General features: G+C 32.5%; 19 protein-coding genes and 1 pseudogene. 10 read left to right on the top strand and 10 right to left on the bottom strand.

Annotated features, from left to right (window positions below; genetic code table 11):
* Positions 1–44 precede the first annotated feature (44 nt).
* The 6 genes from secDF to gyrB all read right to left on the bottom strand — a co-directional run bounded on the left by secDF (position 45) and on the right by gyrB (position 8,920).
* On the bottom strand, positions 45–3,062 hold the full coding sequence (gene secDF, locus P8H50_RS03040; protein ID WP_300205475.1) for a protein translocase subunit SecDF: 3,018 nt from the start codon (positions 3,060–3,062) through the stop codon (positions 45–47).
* A 177-nt stretch (positions 3,063–3,239) separates the two neighbouring features.
* Positions 3,240–3,833: a hypothetical protein gene (locus tag P8H50_RS03035; RefSeq protein WP_300205473.1), complete on the bottom strand. Its 594-nt coding sequence runs from the start codon at positions 3,831–3,833 to the stop codon at positions 3,240–3,242.
* Positions 3,834–3,913: 80 nt separating this feature from the next.
* A complete protein-coding gene (locus P8H50_RS03030; RefSeq protein ID WP_300205471.1) occupies positions 3,914–4,840 on the bottom strand; it encodes a malate dehydrogenase in 927 nt (308 codons plus the stop codon).
* Between the two features lie 82 nt (positions 4,841–4,922).
* Complete coding sequence (locus tag P8H50_RS03025) at positions 4,923–5,951, bottom strand: DUF6588 family protein (protein ID WP_300205469.1); 1,029 nt, start codon at positions 5,949–5,951, stop codon at positions 4,923–4,925.
* Positions 5,952–6,024: 73 nt separating this feature from the next.
* Entirely contained in the window at positions 6,025–6,978 is a 954-nt protein-coding gene (locus P8H50_RS03020; protein ID WP_300205467.1) for a DUF6588 family protein, read from the bottom strand.
* A complete protein-coding gene (gyrB, locus tag P8H50_RS03015) occupies positions 6,971–8,920 on the bottom strand; it encodes a DNA topoisomerase (ATP-hydrolyzing) subunit B (RefSeq protein WP_300205465.1) in 1,950 nt (649 codons plus the stop codon). The genes P8H50_RS03020 and gyrB overlap by 8 nt, the downstream gene beginning before the upstream one ends.
* Before the next feature lie 332 nt (positions 8,921–9,252).
* Between gyrB and P8H50_RS03010 the strand changes: the two genes are divergently transcribed.
* Both P8H50_RS03010 and P8H50_RS03005 read left to right on the top strand, forming a co-directional pair.
* Complete coding sequence (locus P8H50_RS03010; protein WP_300205463.1) at positions 9,253–9,423, top strand: hypothetical protein; 171 nt, start codon at positions 9,253–9,255, stop codon at positions 9,421–9,423.
* 128 nt (positions 9,424–9,551) lie between these two features.
* Positions 9,552–10,268 carry a T9SS type A sorting domain-containing protein gene (locus tag P8H50_RS03005; protein WP_300205461.1) on the top strand — a complete coding sequence of 239 codons (717 nt, stop codon included), beginning with the start codon at positions 9,552–9,554 and terminating at the stop codon, positions 10,266–10,268.
* A 79-nt stretch (positions 10,269–10,347) separates the two neighbouring features.
* Here the strand turns inward: P8H50_RS03005 and asnB are convergent, their stop codons facing one another.
* Positions 10,348–12,012: an asparagine synthase B gene (gene asnB / locus P8H50_RS03000; protein ID WP_300205459.1), complete on the bottom strand. Its 1,665-nt coding sequence runs from the start codon at positions 12,010–12,012 to the stop codon at positions 10,348–10,350.
* Between the two features lie 441 nt (positions 12,013–12,453).
* Between asnB and P8H50_RS11030 the strand changes: the two are divergent.
* Positions 12,454–12,597, top strand: a pseudogene (locus P8H50_RS11030) (DUF2911 domain-containing protein); the annotation flags it as partial.
* Here P8H50_RS11030 and P8H50_RS02995 read toward each other — a convergent pair.
* Positions 12,548–13,177, bottom strand: a complete 630-nt coding sequence (locus P8H50_RS02995; protein ID WP_300205457.1) for a 7-carboxy-7-deazaguanine synthase QueE — start codon at positions 13,175–13,177, stop codon at positions 12,548–12,550. The pseudogene P8H50_RS11030 and the gene P8H50_RS02995 sit on opposite strands and share 50 nt — an antisense overlap.
* A gap of 129 nt (positions 13,178–13,306) precedes the next feature.
* Between P8H50_RS02995 and P8H50_RS02990 the strand changes: the two genes are divergently transcribed.
* The 7 genes from P8H50_RS02990 (at position 13,307) to P8H50_RS02960 (ending at position 18,971) form a co-directional block, all read left to right on the top strand.
* Positions 13,307–14,836, top strand: a complete 1,530-nt coding sequence (locus tag P8H50_RS02990) for a helicase HerA-like domain-containing protein (protein ID WP_300205455.1) — start codon at positions 13,307–13,309, stop codon at positions 14,834–14,836.
* A gap of 94 nt (positions 14,837–14,930) precedes the next feature.
* Positions 14,931–15,482: a hypothetical protein gene (locus P8H50_RS02985; protein ID WP_300205453.1), complete on the top strand. Its 552-nt coding sequence runs from the start codon at positions 14,931–14,933 to the stop codon at positions 15,480–15,482.
* 32 nt (positions 15,483–15,514) lie between these two features.
* Complete coding sequence (locus P8H50_RS02980; protein WP_300205451.1) at positions 15,515–16,489, top strand: YitT family protein; 975 nt, start codon at positions 15,515–15,517, stop codon at positions 16,487–16,489.
* Between the two features lie 31 nt (positions 16,490–16,520).
* Positions 16,521–16,889: a cupin domain-containing protein gene (locus P8H50_RS02975; protein ID WP_300205449.1), complete on the top strand. Its 369-nt coding sequence runs from the start codon at positions 16,521–16,523 to the stop codon at positions 16,887–16,889.
* Position 16,890: 1 nt separating this feature from the next.
* Positions 16,891–17,718 carry an alpha/beta hydrolase gene (locus P8H50_RS02970; RefSeq protein WP_300205447.1) on the top strand — a complete coding sequence of 276 codons (828 nt, stop codon included), beginning with the start codon at positions 16,891–16,893 and terminating at the stop codon, positions 17,716–17,718.
* A 17-nt stretch (positions 17,719–17,735) separates the two neighbouring features.
* The gene (rluF, locus tag P8H50_RS02965) at positions 17,736–18,527 is read left to right on the top strand and encodes a 23S rRNA pseudouridine(2604) synthase RluF (RefSeq protein ID WP_300205445.1); all 792 of its coding nucleotides are present in this window, start codon (positions 17,736–17,738) and stop codon (positions 18,525–18,527) included.
* A gap of 21 nt (positions 18,528–18,548) precedes the next feature.
* On the top strand, positions 18,549–18,971 hold the full coding sequence (locus P8H50_RS02960) for a VOC family protein (RefSeq protein WP_300205443.1): 423 nt from the start codon (positions 18,549–18,551) through the stop codon (positions 18,969–18,971).
* 6 nt (positions 18,972–18,977) lie between these two features.
* Here the strand turns inward: P8H50_RS02960 and P8H50_RS02955 are convergent, their stop codons facing one another.
* Positions 18,978–19,685 carry a TIGR02206 family membrane protein gene (locus P8H50_RS02955; RefSeq protein WP_300205441.1) on the bottom strand — a complete coding sequence of 236 codons (708 nt, stop codon included), beginning with the start codon at positions 19,683–19,685 and terminating at the stop codon, positions 18,978–18,980.
* 24 nt (positions 19,686–19,709) lie between these two features.
* Positions 19,710–20,591, bottom strand: coding sequence for a bifunctional 5,10-methylenetetrahydrofolate dehydrogenase/5,10-methenyltetrahydrofolate cyclohydrolase (locus P8H50_RS02950; protein WP_300205439.1), 882 nt, complete (start codon positions 20,589–20,591; stop codon positions 19,710–19,712).
* Positions 20,592–20,640 lie beyond the last annotated feature (49 nt).

Genomic DNA, 20,640 nt, shown 5'->3' with positions numbered 1-20,640 from the left:
CAGCATAACACTGAAAGGTTTTTTAATATTAAGAGTTTTAGAAATTATGCTTTCGCGTCTTCTTCTAATTCTTCTTCTTTTACTTTGTTTTTTAATGCTTCTGTAGCATCTCCTCTTTTTACAGAATCGTACATAATTGGTGTAGCAATAAATAGAGATGAGTAGGTACCTACAATTACACCTACTATTAAGGCAAACATGAAACCTCTAATAGATTCTCCACCAAAAATAAAGATGGCTAATAACACAACTAATGTTGTTAAAGAAGTATTTAATGTTCTACTTAAAGTAGAGCTTAATGAAGTATCAATAACCTTATTAAATGGCCAAGAGGTGTGCTCGTTAAAGAATTCACGAATTCTATCGAACACGACAACGGTATCATTTAACGAGTAACCAATTACTGTAAGTATTGCTGCAATAAAGGCTTGGTCTATTTCCATTGAGAATGGCATAAACTTGTATGTTACAGAGAATACTCCTAAAACGATTAATACATCGTGAAATACTGCTGCTACTGCACCAAGTGAGAATTGCCATCTTTTAAAACGAATTAATATATAAAGGAAAACAACGATTAACGATCCTAAAACTGCCCAAAAAGAGGCTTGCTTAATATCGTCTGCAATGGTAGGACTAACTTTATACTTCTTCATTAAACCTGCTGTTTTACCTTCTTTATTTAAAATGAATTCATCGTAACTCATTCCATTTAAATGTGGTTGTAAAGCATTAAATAATGTTTGTCTCATTTCTTCGTCTGCTTCTTCTGATGCTTCGTCGATTCTAAACTTAGTCGTTATTTTTAACTGATTGTCGTCACCAAATGTCTTAGCATCTGCACTACCAAAAACTGCTGGATCTGATAATGTTGCACTAATTTCTGCTGAATTTACTGGTTGATCGAAACGTACTTGATAGGTTCTACCTCCTACGAAATCTACACCTTGATCTAAACCATTTATTGTTAATGATGCTAAACTTCCTAAAATTAAAATACCAGAAATAATGTAAGCCATTTTACGCTTTTTTAAGAACGCGATATCAATGTTTCTAAATAAGTTTTTAGTTAAACCTGTTGAGAAATCTAATTTACCACCTCTATTTACATACCAATCTACTAGTAATCTAGTAATAAATATTGCTGTAAATAATGATGTTGCAATACCTACTAATAATGTAGTTGCGAAACCTTTAATTGGTCCTGTACCAAATAAGAATAAAATTAAAGCGGTTAAACCTGTTGTAATATTGGCATCTAAAATAGATGATAAGGCATTACTAAACCCATCTTTAACAGCAGATTTCTGGTCTTTACCTTTGGCTATTTCTTCTCGAATACGCTCGAAAATAAGTACGTTTGCATCTACAGACATACCTATAGTTAACACAATACCTGCAATTCCAGGTAATGTTAATACAGCACCTAAACCAGATAAGATTCCAAAAATTAATAAGATGTTTAATAACATGGCAACATCTGCAAAAGCACCTGCTTTACCATAATAGAAAATCATCCATAATAATACTAAAGCTAATGCTAATAAAAATGACATTGTACCACTATCTATAGCTTCTTGACCTAAAGTTGGTCCAACTTCATCACTTTGTATTATACTTGCTCTTGCTGGTAATTTACCTGCACGCAATACGTTAGATAAATCTATCGCTTCGTTAATTGTAAAGTCTCCTGATATTTCTGAACGACCTCCAGCAATTTTACCTCTACTAATTCCAGGTGCTGAATACACAATGTTATCTAAAACAATAGCAATATTGCTTCCTTCTTTATAAGCACGCTCTGTCATTTCCTCCCATTTTTTAGAACCAGCAGCATCCATTTGCATGTTTACTACTACTCTATTGGCTTGGTCGTAACCTTCTCTTGCATCGTCAATACTACCACTTAGTGGTGGCTCATTATCTCTGTTGCCTTCTAAAACGTGTAAGGTTGTTACTTCGCTATCTTTTTTAGGCTTTTCGAAAACAAATCTTACATTTTTTGCAGCTGCTGGACGCAATGCAATAGCTTCTTTAGAGTTTAAAATCTCTAATACTTTCTCTTGATCTGTAAGTTTAACCAAACCAACACCAGAATAATATCCTGCTGCTCCAACTGCTACTAGGTCGTAAAAAGGATTAACAGCTACTGCTGTTTCGTCTTCTTCACCTGTTAAATCACCAATAATATCTTCGGTAGTTTCTTCAGTTTGCGTAGCATCTGTATCTGCTTCAACAACAGCATCTTCTTCAACTTTTAAAGATTCGTTTAAAGTCTGAAAATACTGACCTAAATCTTGTGCTTTGTAACCAAACCAGAACTCTAATTCTGCTGTTCCAGTAATTAATGCTTTTGCACGTTCTACATCTTTAACGCCTGGTAATTCAACTAAAATACGTCCTGAAGACCCTAAACGTTGAATGTTTGGTGAGGCTACACCAAACTGGTCAATACGTGTACGTAATACTTGTAAAGCAGAGTTTATAGATTCGTCTATTTTTTTAGTTAATGCACTTTTTACCTCATCATCACTCATTCCAATTTTTACAGTTCCTGCTTCTACTAAAGAACGCGTTGCAAAAATATCTGGAGAGGCTAATTTCTTATCACCTTTAATAGCATCGAAAGCGACATAAAAAGATTCTATATAATCATCCTGAGAACTTTTTTGTAATTCGTCTGCATCATCTAAAGCTTTGTTAAATACTGGGTCTTTAGAGTTATCTGCTAAACCTTTTAAGATATCTTTTACAGATACTTGTAAAATAGCTTCTAAACCACCTTTAAGGTCAAGACCTAACTTCATAGAGTTGTCCTTAACTTTAGCATAATCTTCGCCTAAGAACACTTTTTCTTTAGATGTAGAAAGCGAGTCTAGGTAGTTTACTTCAAACGCTTTGCGCTTGTCTTTAAAATCTTCAACATCTTCACTAAATTTTGATGCTGCTATTTCTTGTACGTTTTTCTCGATGGCATTGTTTTTAAATGAGAAAGACAGTTGGTAAATACTTACCAGTCCAAATAAAACCGCGAATAGTTTTACTAATCCTTTGTTTTGCATTGTTTTGTTATTTAAGTCAGAACTATTTCTGACTATTGTTAATACTATTTTTAATATGAAGTGTTAGCTTTTCAATATGAAAAATGAAAGCCTATTTTAAAATGAATAGCTAATACCAAAGCATTATATAATCATTTAAAAAAATCTAATTTTTAGGAAATTTTAATATTATTCCTGTTACGAAAGTGGTCCAGCACGACCTTCAGGAATTTTGTGAGGTATTGTATTTATTGCAATAGCAATAGTTGAATTTAGCTTGTAAGCAACTGCTATTTCAACATTTTTTTCAGATGAATTAATTGTTGATAATGAAACATAAACGTTAGGATTGGAGAACCTATCGTAATCTTGTTTAAGTTCAAATATTAATTTTCCTGTAGTTCCAAAACCTGTATCTGAGCTTTTTATGATTTCGAAGACATCAAGATTAAAATTCTGCTCTATTGGAAGATTTGAAGACGTATCCTCTGAGGAAGCATAATCTATAGCTAGTGTTGTTGTAGACAATATGTCTTTTACATTAGCAACTGTGGTATCACTGTAGTAAGAAATAACTAAACGTCCATTAGCTTCTTCACGAATATCTACCTTGGAAACACCAATAGTTTCTAATTGTTTCTTAACACTAGAAATTGCAAGTTGAGCTTGGCTTGAAGACACCTCTGCACCAGAAAACTGCAGTACAATCTCTTGGTTTGGTACTATCAGGTTTTCCTGACTCACACCAAACAAAGTGAGTATTACAATTAAAGCACCAAAATACCATTTCATATTCATGCGCCAAATATAAAAAAATAAAGACTGTATTGCTACAGTCTTTAATATAAATATGTTTATTAATTTATTGACAATTATAGTTCTAAGAGTCCATTTGTTGCTTTAACGCCTTCTGCAGATTCTGCTAATTTTTCTTTTTCGGCATCTGTTAAGCTAATTTCAACAATTTTCTCAATACCATTTGCGCCTAAAACACAAGGTACTCCAATTGATAAATCGCTTAATCCAAATTCACCATCTAATAATGCTGAACATGGAAATATTTTTTTAGTGTCGCAAGCAATCGCTTGAACCATTGCAGATACTGCTGCACCAGGTGCATACCATGCTGAAGTTCCTAATAAACCTGTAAGAGTTGCACCACCTACTTTAGTATCTTGAACAACTTGATCCATTCTATCTTCAGATAAAAACTCTGAAACCGATACACTATTTCTAACTGCTTTACCTATTAATGGCACCATACCTTTATCGCTATGACCACCAATTACCATTCCGTCTACATCGCTAATAGGAGCTTCTAAAGCTTCAGCTAAACGATATTTGAAACGTGCAGAATCTAAAGCGCCACCCATTCCAATAATTCTGTTTTTTGGTAAACTTGTAGTCTTGTGTACTAAATAGGTCATGGTATCCATAGGATTAGACACCACAATTATTATTGTATTTGGAGAATGCTCGATTAAACTTGCAGATACACTTTTTACAATTCCTGCATTAATACCAATAAGCTCTTCACGAGTCATCCCTGGTTTTCTTGGAATTCCAGAAGTAATTACACAAACATCAGAGTTTGCTGTTTTTTTATAATCGTTAGTGCTTCCAGTAATTTTTGTATCGAAACTATTTAATGAAGCCGTTTGCATTAAATCCATTGCTTTACCTTCAGCAAAACCTTCTTTGATGTCTAAGATTACAACTTCGCTTGCAAAATCTTTAATAGCAATATATTCAGCACAACTTGCACCCACTGCTCCAGCTCCAACTACTGTTACTTTCATTTTAATATGTTTTTAGTTTGTGTATAGTTTTAAATTACAAATTTACAAATTTTGCAGTAGAAAATAGCTAAAATTGAGAGTTTTAAAACGTGAAATTAATACCTAATGAGGTACTATTAAAATCTGCAATTGTATAATTAGCGTTGAGTCCAAAAAAACCTAGTGTTACATTAGCTCCAACTGTAGTAATTATCCCTTTTGTTTCAGACTCTATAGAGAATGGATTTACAATTTCATCTGAGTAAATAGTTACGCCTCCCAATCCTTCGCCAGAAACACGATAAGTTCCTAATAAATCGGTTGTATTTTTACCATTTAAATAACCTACAGAACCATAAAAATTAATAACTTTTAATTTTGTACCAACAATAACTTGATAAAGCATTGTATTTGTTTCTGTTTTAATTTGCTGATTATCGCCATCTACAACACCTTGCGCTGTAAAATCGTAACTCCCATCTAAATGTGTGAAAGCTATTAATCCAGATATTGAAATAGGTAAAACACTCTCTGCTGGTAAAAAAAAGGTGAAATCTTGTTGCAATCCAAAACCATATAATCCAACTTTTGCGTCTTCTCTATCTATTTTAGGAAAATAACGAACTTTAACTTGTGTCCCTTTTAAAGGAGAAAAACTTCCTTGTAAAAAGACTGTGGGAATTAAGTTAATATTTGCAGCTCCTATTCCAGTTGGTAGTTCTAGCTCTGTAGTTTGTTCTCCAAATATAGGATCATCATAAGTTATTTCAACAAAAACCGCAGGATCATTGTTTCCTAAAGCTGTAGCCACAGGTTTACTTGTGCTTCCATCCTGAAAGCGTACATTTTCATAGTCATTGGTATTTAGTACAAACTGCTTGTCTTCATCATTAATGAAGGTTACATTTCCAATAATTGACAACTCAAAGCCAAAACGCTTTGGTGTTTTTGCGTTATTAAACCAACCTGTGTTAATACCATAAGCTAACCCATCGTTAGCCGGTTTAATATAATCTGAAGAAAAACGTTTAGCATCTGCAACTCCAGCTGCCAACAAATCGTCTATATTTTCTTGAGCAGCAACCGAAAATGTTAAAATAGTAATGGAGAGAATTGAAAGTAGATTTTTCATGTGAAAAAATTTTTGTTATGATTATAATACGTTTAAAATTGAATGTTAGTTTAAAAGCTAACCAATTTTCTTATTAAATTGTATAATTAAAACCTAAAACTACATTAGTAAATCTTCCAAAAGTGATATTAGAATTAATTGAAAATTTACTAAAATTATAATTCACGCCCAAGTCTCCTTTTAAGTTAGTCTCATTATCCTCTAAAGTGGTTAATGCTGTATTTAATACCAAAAGCAAAAGCTCTCCATCACCTCCAATAGTATAACTAAAAGTACTACTTGTTACTCCTATTGCTGCGGTAAAATCGAATTTATTTACAGATTTAGAGCCTAAAATTGTAAATAAGTATGATTCGCCTTTTACATCTATTGCGTTTATAGTTCCTAGCACTAAATTCGCTGGTGAGAACTCATCACTAACCTTGTAATTAGAGTAAGAAACTAAGGCAGCCAAATTAAATTTTGTGGCATCTGCATTAGGAATCCATTGCGAAATATTATGCTGAAGACCAACACCAAATATTTGAAAATGGGTTTTATTAATTTTAACCTTAGGAGAATATCTTGTAATTAACGAAGTGCCTTTCCACAAACCTAAAGAGGCTTGTAATTGAAAATAATTGAATACCGATTGATTTAATCCTTCTGGAGCATCAAATTCGAGTGCATCTTCCTCTATAAAACCCTCAAAAACAACATCACTTTCACCACCTAAAGCGGTTGGAATATTCGCTGTAGTTTGGTCACCCTGAATACCTAAGTTTACAAGCTCTGATTCTGATACGCTAATATTTCTTTTATTCTTTGGAAGGAATAAAGCATTCGCTTGAAATGAAATATCTAAATCCCAAAGTTCTTGAGCTTTAGCTGTTTTAAACCATCCGCTTGACGATTGATATATTGTAGCCTGCGCTGCAGGTTCAACATATTTTCCTGTTAAATAAATTAAATCGCCTACTAAATTATCTAAATCTTGAGATAAACCAATAGCAGGCGAAATAAATATTATAAAAAGTAATCTACGCATCAATATTTGCATAGACAGCATTCTTTTCTATAAACTCTCTACGTGGTGGAACCTCGTCTCCCATTAACATTGAAAATACACGATCTGCTTCTACTCCATTATCAATCTGGATTTGACGTAAGGTTCTAAACTCTGGATTCATTGTTGTATCCCAAAGTTGTGAAGCGTTCATCTCTCCAAGACCTTTGTAACGCTGAATTTTTGCGCCATCACCATATTCTTCCATTAATGCTGCGCGCTCATCATCATTCCAAGCATACTGCTTTTTTGCACCTTTTTTTACTAAATATAAAGGTGGTGTTGCAATATAAATGTGTCCATTTTCTATTAATTCTTTCATGTAACGGAAAAAGAATGTTAAAATTAAAGTTTCAATGTGAGAACCATCAATATCGGCATCACACATGATTACAATTTTGTGATATCTTAATTTTGAAAGATTAAGCGCTTTACTATCTTCTTCTGTACCAATGGTTACACCAAGTGCTGTAAAGATATTTTTAATTTCTTCATTTTCAAAAACCTTATGCGTCATGGCTTTTTCTACATTAAGAATCTTACCACGTAATGGCAAAATAGCTTGAAATGCTCTGTCACGACCTTGTTTTGCTGTTCCACCTGCCGAATCTCCCTCTACAAGATATACTTCACATTTTGCAGGATCTTGTTCAGAGCAATCACTTAATTTCCCAGGTAAACCACCAATACTCATTACCGTTTTACGCTGTACCATTTCTCGAGCTTTCTGGGCTGCGTGTCTTGCTTGAGCTGCTAAAATTACTTTCTGGACAATGATTTTAGCATCATCTGGATGTTCTTCTAGATAATTGGTTAGCATTTCTGAAACCGATTGACTTACTGCTGCAGATACCTCTCTGTTACCTAACTTAGTTTTCGTTTGTCCTTCAAATTGTGGCTCTTGTACTTTTACAGAAATGATAGCTGTTAGACCTTCACGAAAATCATCTCCTGCAATATCAAATTTTAACTTTTCTAACATTCCAGATTCATCGGCATACTTTTTTAAAGTATGTGTTAAACCACGTCTAAAACCTGATAGATGTGTACCACCTTCGTGTGTGTTGATATTGTTTACATACGAATGCAAGTTTTCTGCATAACTCGTATTATAAATCATGGCAACCTCAACAGGAACTCCGTTTTTCTCTCCTTCAAAAGAAATAACATCTTTCATTAAAGGCTCACGATTTCCATCTAAAAACTTGATAAATTCTTTTAATCCTTCTTCAGAGTGAAAAGTTTCACCTTCAAAAGAACCATCTTCTTTTTTACTTCTTTTATCTACAAGATGAATGGTAATACCTTTATTTAAATAGGCTAATTCTCGCATTCTACTTGCAAGAGTATCATAATTATACTCTAAGGTTTGTGTAAATATTGTTGAGTCTGGCTTAAAAGTAACTGTTGTTCCTCTTTTATCTGTATCTCCAATGGCTTTAACTGGATACATAGACTTACCTCTTTCGTATTCTTGCTCCCAAATTTTACCATCTCTAAATACGGTCGCTCTTAAGTGCTCTGAAAGTGCATTCACACAACTTACACCAACTCCATGCAATCCTCCCGAAACTTTATAAGAATCTTTATCAAACTTTCCACCAGCTCCAATTTTAGTCATTACAACCTCTAAAGCCGAAATACCTTCTTTTTTGTGTAAATCTACAGGAATACCTCGACCATCATCTTCTGTAGTAATCGAGTTATCTTCGTTAATAGTTACTGTAATATTATTACAATGCCCTGCTAAAGCTTCATCTATAGAGTTATCTACAACCTCATATACTAAATGGTGTAAACCACGTGTCCCAACGTCTCCAATATACATTGAAGGACGCATACGCACATGCTCCATACCTTCTAACGCTTGAATACTATCGGCTGAATAATTATGCTTATTGAACTCTTCTTTCTTTTCGCTCATAAATATATTTTTAGTTGGTTTTATTAAAATTTTAATTACTGAAAAACTGAATTTTCAGCAACAAACAAATATACGAAAACAAAAACCTTTTATTACTCATTTTAGTTGATTTAGAGCGTTTTTATTAACAATTGTTAATTACTTAAAAAACGCCTTAAAACGCTTAAAAAGCAGCTTAAATTTGATTTTGAATAATTTTTAGCTGACAAAATTTAATAAATACATAATACTCTCGTAAACAGAAGATATAAGACTAACCACCTCATGTTTACCAAACAATATTTTGCTATTTTTGTAGCAATCAATATTAATAATTCTTTAAAATCTCTATTATGAAAACAAAACTACTCTTATTAACTTTAACATTTAGCTTTACCTGCTTTTCTCAAACCATTTCATCGTTTACAAGTGATCCAGGAACAAATTTTACTATTATGAATACAGGTTCTACGATTGACCAGACACCTACTGGTGCAAATGCTGCCTGGACCTCAGTAACTTAATACCTTCTGGAACTAATGTAGACACTTATGCCACTCCAAATGCTGGACAATTAACAACCTATCCTGGCACAACCGAAGTACTCTCTATTACTTCGCAAGGCGGCACACCAACTGTAAGCGATTTTTTCTTGAAAGAAAATGGAAGTGGAACTTCTATAACAGGAGTTTCTCAAGGCGATATCATATTGAATTATTCTGGCACCAACAGTTTTGTTGGTTTATTCCCTATGTCATTTGGAACCAACAATTCTGGAGCAGTTTCTGGAACGTTTACTTATCAAGGTACCAATGGAACTTTTACAGGAACAGCAACATCTACAGTAGATGCTTATGGCACATTAAGTATTAATGACACCATGGGTGGAAGCTACTCTGGGACTGTTACCCGTTTGCGTATAGACCAAACTTTATCATTTAGCATTCCGCCAATATTTAATAACATAGGTACATTAACTCAAACTTCTTATTACTACTATGATAATTCAATAAACAACATTGCATTTAGGTATAATAACGCCCTACTTGTTTCTGGTTTTTTAGGAGTTAATGAAAATATTGAAACATTAGAAAGCACAATTCTGACTACATTATCTACAAATACTATAGAAAACGAGACATTTGTAATATTGTATCCTAATCCTGCACAAGACTTTTTACATATTAAATTTAACAAAAACGATAGGATTAACACAATTGAAATACATGATTATTTAGGAAGAAAAGTATACAATTCTAACAAAAAAAATCATGTTATAACTATTGAAAATTTAAAAAGTGGACTCTATATTTTATCTATTAAAACTGATTCTGGAAATTTAATTACTGAGAAATTTATTAAAAAATAATAAACACTCTAATTCTCATAATACAACAAAGACCGATTTAAAATTGGTCTTTGTTGTTTGTAATTAAATTATTTAAATACTAATAAGCATCGCCATGCACATTTGCTATGGCTCTTCCAGATGGTTCATTCATGTTTTTAAAGGCCTCATCCCACTCTAAAGCTATAGCAGTGCTACAAGCTACACTAGCTTCTTGAGGCACACTGTAGGCTGCGGTATCGCTTGGAAAGTGACTTTCAAAAATAGAACGATAATAAAACTCTTCTTTGTTTTGTGGTGTTTGGATTGGAAATCTGAATTTTGCGTTTTCCATTTGCTCATCTGTAATTTCAGTATCAACCAATTCTTTTAGTGTATCAATCCAACTGTATCCAACACCATCGCTAAATTGTTCTTTTTGTCTCCAAGCTACACTTTCTGGCAGCATATCTTCAAAGGCTTTACGGATTACCCATTTTTCCATGCGTTCTCCATTTATCATTTTGTCTTGTGGATTAATACTCATGGCAACATCCATAAATTCTTTGTCTAAAAATGGTACGCGACCTTCAATTCCCCAAGCTGCAAGACTTTTATTAGCTCTTAAGCAATCGTACATGTGTAATTTATCTAGTTTACGCACAGTTTCGTCATGAAATTCTTTGGCATTTGGTGCCTTATGAAAATATAAGTAGCCTCCAAAAATTTCGTCTGCTCCTTCACCAGATAATACCATTTTAATTCCCATAGATTTAATAACTCTTGCCATTAAATACATTGGTGTTGAGGAACGAATAGTTGTAATATCATATGTTTCGATGTTATAAATAACATCTTTAATCGCATCTAAACCTTCTTGAATCGTGAATTTTATTTCATGATGAACTGTTCCAATATGATCTGCCACTTTTTTAGCAGCTGCTATGTCTGGAGAGCCTTCTAATCCTACAGCAAATGAATGTGTTTGTGGATACCAAGCCTCTGAGGTATCATCACTCTCTATTCGTTTTTGTGCATATTTTTTTGCAATAGCAGAAACCACTGAAGAGTCTAAACCACCAGACAGCAATACTCCATAAGGCACATCACTCATTAATTGCCTATGTACTGCAGCTTCTAAAGCTTCTTTAACTTTTGCAATGCTTGTTTCGTTGTCTTTTACCACATCATATGCTCTCCAATCTCTTTTGTACCACTGCACAAATTTTCCGTCTTTACTTGACATATAATGTCCAGGAGGAAATAATTCTATTTTAGAACACGTTCCTTCTAAAGCTTTTAACTCTGAAGCGACATAGAATGTTCCGTTTTGATCCCAACCAATATATAAGGGAATAATTCCCATATGGTCTCTTGCAATAAAGTACTCGTTTTTTTCAACATCGTAAATGGCGAAACCAAAGATACCATTCATTTCGTCTACAAAATCAACTCCTTTTTCTTGGTATAATGCTAAAATAACTTCGCAATCACTTTCTGTTTGAAACTCATATTTACCTTCAAATTGCTTACGCAACACTCTGTGATTGTAAATTTCTCCGTTGGCAGCTAAAACTAATTTTTTATCTGCACTAAACAATGGTTGTTTGCCTGAAGCTGGATCTACAATTGCTAAACGCTCATGCGCTAAAATAGCTTTATCATCACTATAAATACCTGACCAATCTGGTCCACGATGGCGAATGGTTTTAGACATTTCTAACACTTGAGGTCTTAAATCTTCAGATTTTTGTTTAAGGTCGAAAGCACATACAATTCCACACATAACTTATATATTTTAATTTTTTTTATTATTAATTATACAGCAAATATGTAATTATTGTTTCATTTTAAAAACATAAATTAATATAATGATTACAAATTTTAACTTTTAGTGTTGTTTTGTACTAAAAATATAATCTTATTTTAAAAATTTAAAAGAAATCATTATAAATGTAAAGCTCACCAACTTAATGCGTCTTTGAAAAGACACCATAGCTATTTTAATAACTAAATTATTTAATCATTAAAAAATCAACATTATTAGCATCCATCATGTTCGCGTTTATAATGCTTTTATCTTTTAATGGTAATGCACAAAATTTGCTAGTTTAGACAAAAGTCTTTTTAACCTTGAAGCTTTTCCTAGCAGAGGAAACAAACTTATAAAAGTATTTTATTGCAGACCTCAGCTTAAAGGAAGAACTGTGGGCAAAGAGCTAGCCCTTATGCTAAATTATGGAGAACAGCTGCTAATGAAGCGACTCAAATTCAATTTTTAACAGATATGAAATTTGGAGAAAAAATAATTAAAACTAAATCTATGGTATATTTAAGTACTTATGGGTTTGTAAAGACACTTTCCATTTAGGATTTGCCATCACATAATCTACTATCAAAGGCACTACTATATCTCGTTTACTCCATTCTGGCTGTAAATATAAAATACACTCACCATTAACTTTTTTTGCCTGTTCTTCTGCAAAGCGAAAATCGTCTTTATTGTATATAATACATTTAAGCTCGTTGGCTTTTTCGTAAACACCATGTGTTGGGAGTTTCATTTTTTTTGGAGATAGACAAATCCAATCCCACTCACCAGACAACTCATAAGCACCAGAAGTTTCGATATGAATAGTCATCCCTTCGGCTTTTAACTGTTTTGTGAGCTCTGTCATATCCCAAGTTAGTGGCTCTCCTCCTGTTACAACAATGGTGTTGCTATATTTTTTAGCATTGGAAACAATTTTTTCGGTTTCGGTAGGTGGATGCAATTGTGCATTCCAACTTTCTTTTACATCACACCAATGGCAACCAACATCACAACCTCCAATTCTTATAAAATAAGCAGCTGTGCCTTTATAGAAACCTTCACCTTGAATGGTATAAAACTCCTCCATTAAAGGCAACATTTTTCCTTGGTTTACTAATTCTTGAACTTCTTGCGTCATAGCTTGCAAAGATAGAAATTAAGTTTGAAGTGGGAAGTGGCAAGTGGCAAGTTTTTAAGTATTAAAAATTGATAGATTCCTCATTCATTTCAGTTAAGATTAGTATTTTTACGCAAATCAATTTTTATTATGAGTAGACAAGACGAATTCTTTAAACACATAACAGAGGGAAATACAACTAAAGGAGAGTTTATAACCTTAGGCTCTGCAATGTTAGATGGTGAAACTATTAAAGATGCTTTTGTAAAAATTCCTTTAAAAACCATGAATCGTCATGGCTTAATTACTGGTGCTACTGGAACTGGGAAAACTAAAACGCTTCAAGTATTAGCAGAAAACTTAAGCGACCAAGGTATTCCTGTCTTGCTCATGGATATTAAAGGTGATTTAAGTGGTTTGGCTCAACCTAGTCCTGGACATCCAAAAATAGATGAACGTCATGCGAAAATTGGACTAGATTTCAAAGCCAAAGGATTTCCAGTAGAAGTCATGTCTTTATCCGAACAAGATGGTGTACGGTTACGAGCAACTGTTATAGAATTTGGTCCAGTATTACTTTCTCGTATTCTAGATTTAACAGAAACACAATCTGGAGTTGTAGCAGTAGTTTTTAAATATTGTGATGACAATAAACTACCGCTTTTAGACTTAAAAGATTTCAAAAAAATATTACAATACGCAACAAAAGAAGGGAAAGAAGAATTTGAAGCAGAATATGGCAGAATTTCAAGTGCCTCTACAGGTGCTATTTTACGTAAAGTTGTAGAGATTGAACAACAAGGAGGTGATTTGTTTTTTGGTGAAAAGAGTTTTGAAGTTGAAGACTTACTTAGAACCACTAGAGACGGAAAAGGCTATATTAATATTATTCGTTTAACAGACATTCAAGATAGACCAAAATTATTTTCAACATTTATGCTAAGCTTATTAGCAGAAATCTATGAAACTATGCCAGAGCAAGGCGATTCTGGAAGACCAGAATTAATTATGTTTATAGACGAAGCACATTTAATTTTTAATGAAGCTTCTAAAGCACTTTTAAACCAAATTGAAAGTATAGTAAAGTTAATTCGCAGTAAAGGAGTTGGACTATATTTTGTAACTCAAAACCCTACAGATGTACCAGAAGGTGTTTTGAGCCAATTAGGTTTAAAAATACAACATGCATTGCGTGCCTTTACAGCAAAAGATAGAAAAGCCATTAAACTTGCAGCTCAAAATTATCCTGATACAGATTATTATGATACTGCCGAAATATTAACATCTTTAGGCACAGGAGAAGCGCTAGTTTCTGCCTTAGACGAAAAAGGACGTCCTACTCCATTAGCAGCAACCATGATGCGTGCTCCAATGAGTAGAATGGATGTTTTATCACCAACTGAATTACAAAACTTACTCGACGATTCTAAATTAGTATTAAAATACAACGAAGAAATAGATAGAGAAAGTGCTTACGAAATGCTAAACAAAAAAATAGCTAAAGCAGAGGAAGCAAAAATAAAAACCGAAGAAAAAGAAGCAAAAGAAGAAGCTGAAGAAAAAGCCTCAAGAAGAACCACTACAAGAAGACGTAGCACAGCACAAAATCCAATAATTAAAGTATTAACCAGTGCTACCTTTATTAGAAGTGTATTTGGCATATTAAAAAAAGTAATGTAGTGGTTTATTGCAATGTATTTAGAATTAACAATACATGCTATGTATTATTCCCAATAGTATTAAACACCATTGGATGACTGAAATAAAAAAATAAATGAAAAAAATAATATTTACTCTAATAGTACTTTCTGTAATTGTAATGTCTTGTGAAACAGAAATTAATCCGTTTTTAATATCAAAACAAAATATTGGTTTATTAACAGACTCTATACAAGTTAAAGACCTTGAAATAATTTATGCCAAAGACTCCATAGTCAAAAAAATAGCTGGTGACGAGTTTTTGGGTAGTGTAAATAAAATAATGATTTTTGAAAAAGGTGGAAAAAAACTACTAGAACTCTCACCAAAAGAAGCATTAGATTCTACGGCAACTATAAGAACTATTAAAGTTTTAGATTCAAGATATAAAACCACTACAGGTATTACAACGCTTAGCACTTTTGGAGACATTAAAGCTAAACATAAAATATCTAGCATAGAAAACACTTTACGTAATATTGTAGTTATTGTGAATGAAAATAATACTTATTTTACAATAAGCAAAGAAGAATTACCAAGTGAACTACGTTTTGATATGTCAAAAAAAATTGAAGCGATTAACATTCCAGATACAGCCAAAATTAAATACTTTATGGTTGGTTGGTAGATTACATTAATCAATATTTAATTTAAAACAATATGAATCCTCTTTTTTCCAAAGTATTAGTAGATATTGCGCGCAAAAGAATTGAAGCTAAACAGGAAAAAAACCGTCCTGCAACACCCTCTCAAGTTGCTAAATTAGTAAACAACATTAAAGTTGAAATAAAACATGCAGTAAAAGAATATTTTTTTATTGCAGTAGGTGTTTTTTCTGCAGGATTTGGATTAAAAGGATTTTTATTACCAAATAATTTTATAGATGGTGGTGCAACAGGTATTTCATTATTATTAGAAAACACTACAACGATATCAATCAGTTATCTGTTGATTTTAGTAAACATTCCCTTCATAATTTTAGCTACAAAAACTATAGGTCGAAAATTTGCAATTAGAAGCATTATTGCCATTACTTTACTTGCGTTGGTTGTACATTTCATAGATTATCCTATAATAACTCAAGATAAACTCCTTATTTCTATATTTGGAGGCTTCTTTATAGGGTCTGGAATTGGGCTTGCTATGAGAGGAGGCAGTGTTATTGATGGCACAGAAGTTCTTGCCATTTTTTTAAGTAGAAAATTTTCAATTACTATTGGAGATGTGTTGTTTTTAATAAACTTAGTTATTTTCTCTTTTGGAGCTTATATTCTTTCAATAGAAACTGCTTTATACGCTATTCTAACCTATTTATCTGCTGTAAAAACTGTAGATTTTGTTGTAGATGGTGTAGAAGAATATGTAGGAGTTACCATAATTTCTAAACACCATGAAGCTATGCAACACATGCTTATTAATAAGCTAGGTCGTGCTTGCACAATTTATGCTGGAAAAGGTGGTTTTGGATCTACTGGCATAAGTTATGATAAAGACATTATATATAAAGTAGTGACAAGGCTAGAACTCGCAAAGTTAAATACCGAAATTGATAAAATAGATCTTAAAGCATTTATTATTATGGGTATTGTTAAAGACTTAAGAGGTGGTATGATTAAGAAAAAACCCATGAAATAAAATAATATTACCGCTTACACGGAAACTAAAGATGAAAAACAAAAAATATAAAATCCAAAACACTCCTTTTGTTGTTCCAACAACTGATGGTAAACTAATAGAAGAACATTTTGGGCAAGCTACAGATGGTAATAAAAACATTAGTATTGCTCACATGATCGCTCCTGCTGGCTGGAGTGAACCATTTCAAACTCCAGAGTTCGATGAATATACCTATATAATAAAAGGTAAAAAACAATTTATTATTGAAGGAGAGGAAATAGTTTTAGAGGCTGGACAATCTATAAAAATTAAAAAAAATACAAGAGTACAATATTCTAATCCGTTTACAATAGCATGCGAATATATTGCTATTTGTACACCTGCTTTTTCTATGGATTTAGTAAATAGAGAAGCTTAACATGTCTAATTCTCTGATAAAAATAATAGGCAAATCGTTAAATACTATTAGTTATATTTCACCAAAATATGCTTCAAAAAAAGCTTTATATTTATTTGCTAAACCTAGACAAAGACGTGTTATAAACGACCAAAAATCTTTTTTAGATTCTGCAGAATCTCTTTATTTAAAGCATAAACACCTCAACATTGCGACTTATTTATGGAAAGGCAATGGTAAAACTGTTTTGTTAGCCCATGGTTGGGAGAGCAACTCAGGACGTTGGCAAAATTTAATTTCTAAACTTCAAAAATTAGAGTATAATATAGTCTCGCTTGATGCACCTGCTCATGGTAATACTAGCGGAAAACAATTTAATGCCATTTTATATTCAGAATGTATTAATGTAGTGGCGAAGCATTATAATCCTCATATTATTATTGGACATTCAGTTGGTGGAATGGCTTCCGGATTTTATCAAAAAAACTATGAAAATAAAGAATTAGAAAAACTAGTTTTCCTAGGCGCTCCTTCAGAGTTTACAGGCGTTTTTAAAAACTATGTTGATATGATGGGTTATAATAATAAAATTGAAAATGGTATAAATAGTTTAGTGTTAGAACGTTTTAACAAACCTCCATCTTATTTCTCATTAGCAGATTTCTCGAAGGCAATAGATACTAAAACACTCATTGTTCATGATGTGTTTGACAAAGTTATTCCGTTTAGTGATGCCCAAAAAATTGCTAAAAACCATAAAAATGCAACTTTTATTTCTACAAAAGGTTTTGGTCACGGTTTAAGAAATGAAACTGTTTACAAACATGTTATAGATTTCATTCAAAGTTAAATTGTATTTTTGCTACTATGGAGGAAAAACTAACAAGACTTAACAAATACCTTAGCGAAGCAGGTTATTGTTCACGTCGAGAAGCAGACCGTTTAATAGACGCTGGTCGTGTTACTATTAATGGAATTATTACTGAATTAGGAACAAAAGTTACCGAAAACGATGTGGTTGAAGTTGATGGGAAATCGATTACAGAGCGTAAAGCAGATTTTGTTTATCTTGCTTTTAACAAACCTGTTGGTATTGTTTGTACTACAGACACTCGAGTAGAAAAAGACAATATTATAGACTATATTAAATACCAAAAACGTATTTTTCCTATTGGTAGATTAGATAAACTTAGTGAAGGTTTAATTTTCATGACAGATGATGGAGATATAGTGAACAAAATTTTACGTGCCAGTAATAATCACGATAAAGAGTATTTGGTAACAGTAGATAAGCCTATATCTCAAACTTTTATTAAACGTATGGCTGGTGGAATTTATCTTGAAGATTTAGATAAAACCACAAAAAAATGTACTGTTAGAAAAATAGATTCACATACCTTTACTATTATTTTAACTCAAGGTTTAAATAGACAAATTAGACGTATGTGCGAATATTTAACCTACGAAGTAACCTCTTTAAAACGTACTCGCATAATGAATATAAAACTTGATGTTCCCACTGGTGAATATAGAGCGTTTACTGAACAAGAATTAAAAACGTTACATATGCTTTTGGCAGATTCTGATAAGCATTATAAGCAAACTACTGAGCTAAAAGAAACTAAAAAAGTACATTCTATTAATCGAAGAAAAGAATAAATCTTAATCTAAAAAAAAAGCATGTCTCAATTAACACCTTTTCATGTTGCCATTCCTGTTCATAATTTAGAAGCATGTCGTATTTTTTATCGCGATGTTTTAAACTGTGAAGAAGGAAGAAGTAGTGACCATTGGGTCGACTTTAATTTTTTTGGCCATCAATTAGTTATACATTATAAAGCACAATCTCAAGAAGCTGAAACCGCAAATGCAGTAGATGGCAAACAAGTACCTGTTCCGCATTATGGAGTGGTTTTACCTTGGGATACTTTTCAAGCTTTCGCCCAAGATTTAAAACAAAAAAATATAAAGTTTATTATAGAACCTTACATTCGTTTTGAAGGTTTAGTAGGCGAACAAGCAACTATGTTTTTTAAAGATCCTGCTGGAAACGCACTAGAGTTTAAAGCTTTTAAAGACATGAGCCAGTTATTTGCTAAATAGCACTTTTTATTTCCTTTTTTTAGTTAAAAAAAAGGGTAAGTAGATAATAAAAAAATAAGGAATTAAAATCGCTTCAATAGTCAATAGATATATTGGCCATTCTCCTAAGTAATCTAATGCAGATGCAGAGTTTGGTTTTTTATTTAAGTAAAAATAATTTCCGTTTAGTATATAATTTATTCCAAAAATTATAATTGCATACAACTGTAAAGCTAAAAAAGATTTAAACATACTTTTCCATGTAGGACGCATTTTTAAAACAAAAATGGCATAAAATATAATAACCAGTAATCCTAGATGTGCTATCCAATATCTAAAATAATCGAAGCTTGGAAACCCAAAAGGAATATCAGGAGTTACAACTGCTTGAGAGGTTCCAGCAATAATCCAAAACAATAAAATTTCGAACAACCAGTATTTTCTACTATTTGTAAAAATGAAAATAAAAAGTGCCATAAAACTGCATAGAAACAACGGTAAGTCTGTTGCTATATTATAATTCCCTTTAAAAATAAGATGTAAGTGAAATACTAAAACAGTATAAGACACAAAAAAACCTAAAGCTTTAAACACCTGCTCTTGCTGTTTTTGGTTTAGTTTTCGATTAGAAAAACGAATCAAAATAATAGACAAAATTACAGTGATAATAATTGGGATTATATGCTGAAGACTCCCAATTTCTACTAAACTAAATAAACTTATAAAAGAAAACATTAGGTTACAATATACAAATTGTAATTACATAGATCTGTGTCTCTCTCTAGCTAATAACGTGTTCTTTAATAACATTGCAATAGTCATTGGTCCTACTCCTCCAGGAACTGGTGTAATGAAACTTGCTTTTTTACTTACGTTCTCGAAATCTACATCTCCAGTAATAATATATCCTTTTGGATGTGTTTCATCTGGAACACGCGTAATACCAACATCTATAATAACAACGTCATCTTTTACCATTTCTGCTTTTAGGAAATTAGGCACACCTAATGCCGAAATAATAATATCTGCTTGAGAGGTTATTTGTGTAATATTCTTTGTGTGACTATGTGTTAATGTTACGGTAGAGTTTCCTGGAAAACCTTTTCTTCCCATTAATATACTCATAGGTCTACCAACAATATGAGAACGTCCTATTACTACAGTATGCTTTCCTTTAGAGTCCACATTATAACGATCTAAAAGTTCTAAAATACCAAATGGTGTTGCAGGAATAAAAGTTGACATATCTAATGCCATTTTCCCAAAATTCATTGGATGAAAACCATCAACATCTTTATCTGGATTTACTGCCATTAGTACTTTTTGAGTATCGATTTGGTCTGGTAGTGGTAATTGAATAATAAATCCGTCGATATCGTTATTATTATTTAACTCTTCGATTTTATCTAGTAATTCTACTTCGCTTGTTGTGTTTGAGAGGCGAACCATTGTAGATTCGAAACCAACACGTTCGCAAGCACGCACTTTACTTCCAACGTAAGTTAAACTTGCTCCATCATTTCCAACAATAACTGCTGCTAAATGCGGCACTTTTTCGTTGTTAGCTTTCATTTTATCAACTTCAGCTTTGATTTCGTTTTTAATGTCGTTGCTTACTTTTTTACCGTCAAGTATAGTCATGTTGCCGTCTTTTTATTAGGTATATTAATTTTTGTATTAAATAAAAAAC

The organism is Lacinutrix sp., assembly GCF_029238095.1.
Classification (GTDB): domain Bacteria; phylum Bacteroidota; class Bacteroidia; order Flavobacteriales; family Flavobacteriaceae; genus Lacinutrix.
This window is presented reverse-complemented; position numbering and strand designations above follow the sequence as displayed.

Coding starts and splice junctions, on each gene's coding strand:
- P8H50_RS02975 (WP_300205449.1), top strand. CDS start 16,521: ATGAAAAACAAAAAATATAAAATCCAAAACACTCCTTTTGTTGTTCCA.
- P8H50_RS03020 (WP_300205467.1), bottom strand. CDS start 6,978: ATGCGTAGATTACTTTTTATAATATTTATTTCGCCTGCTATTGGTTTA.
- asnB (WP_300205459.1), bottom strand. CDS start 12,012: ATGTGTGGAATTGTATGTGCTTTCGACCTTAAACAAAAATCTGAAGAT.
- P8H50_RS03035 (WP_300205473.1), bottom strand. CDS start 3,833: ATGAAATGGTATTTTGGTGCTTTAATTGTAATACTCACTTTGTTTGGT.
- P8H50_RS02980 (WP_300205451.1), top strand. CDS start 15,515: ATGAATCCTCTTTTTTCCAAAGTATTAGTAGATATTGCGCGCAAAAGA.
- gyrB (WP_300205465.1), bottom strand. CDS start 8,920: ATGAGCGAAAAGAAAGAAGAGTTCAATAAGCATAATTATTCAGCCGAT.
- P8H50_RS02995 (WP_300205457.1), bottom strand. CDS start 13,177: ATGACGCAAGAAGTTCAAGAATTAGTAAACCAAGGAAAAATGTTGCCT.
- P8H50_RS02960 (WP_300205443.1), top strand. CDS start 18,549: ATGTCTCAATTAACACCTTTTCATGTTGCCATTCCTGTTCATAATTTA.
- P8H50_RS02970 (WP_300205447.1), top strand. CDS start 16,891: ATGTCTAATTCTCTGATAAAAATAATAGGCAAATCGTTAAATACTATT.
- rluF (WP_300205445.1), top strand. CDS start 17,736: ATGGAGGAAAAACTAACAAGACTTAACAAATACCTTAGCGAAGCAGGT.
- P8H50_RS02990 (WP_300205455.1), top strand. CDS start 13,307: ATGAGTAGACAAGACGAATTCTTTAAACACATAACAGAGGGAAATACA.
- P8H50_RS03010 (WP_300205463.1), top strand. CDS start 9,253: ATGAAAACAAAACTACTCTTATTAACTTTAACATTTAGCTTTACCTGC.
- P8H50_RS02955 (WP_300205441.1), bottom strand. CDS start 19,685: ATGTTTTCTTTTATAAGTTTATTTAGTTTAGTAGAAATTGGGAGTCTT.
- P8H50_RS02950 (WP_300205439.1), bottom strand. CDS start 20,591: ATGACTATACTTGACGGTAAAAAAGTAAGCAACGACATTAAAAACGAA.
- P8H50_RS03030 (WP_300205471.1), bottom strand. CDS start 4,840: ATGAAAGTAACAGTAGTTGGAGCTGGAGCAGTGGGTGCAAGTTGTGCT.
- secDF (WP_300205475.1), bottom strand. CDS start 3,062: ATGCAAAACAAAGGATTAGTAAAACTATTCGCGGTTTTATTTGGACTG.
- P8H50_RS03025 (WP_300205469.1), bottom strand. CDS start 5,951: ATGAAAAATCTACTTTCAATTCTCTCCATTACTATTTTAACATTTTCG.
- P8H50_RS02985 (WP_300205453.1), top strand. CDS start 14,931: ATGAAAAAAATAATATTTACTCTAATAGTACTTTCTGTAATTGTAATG.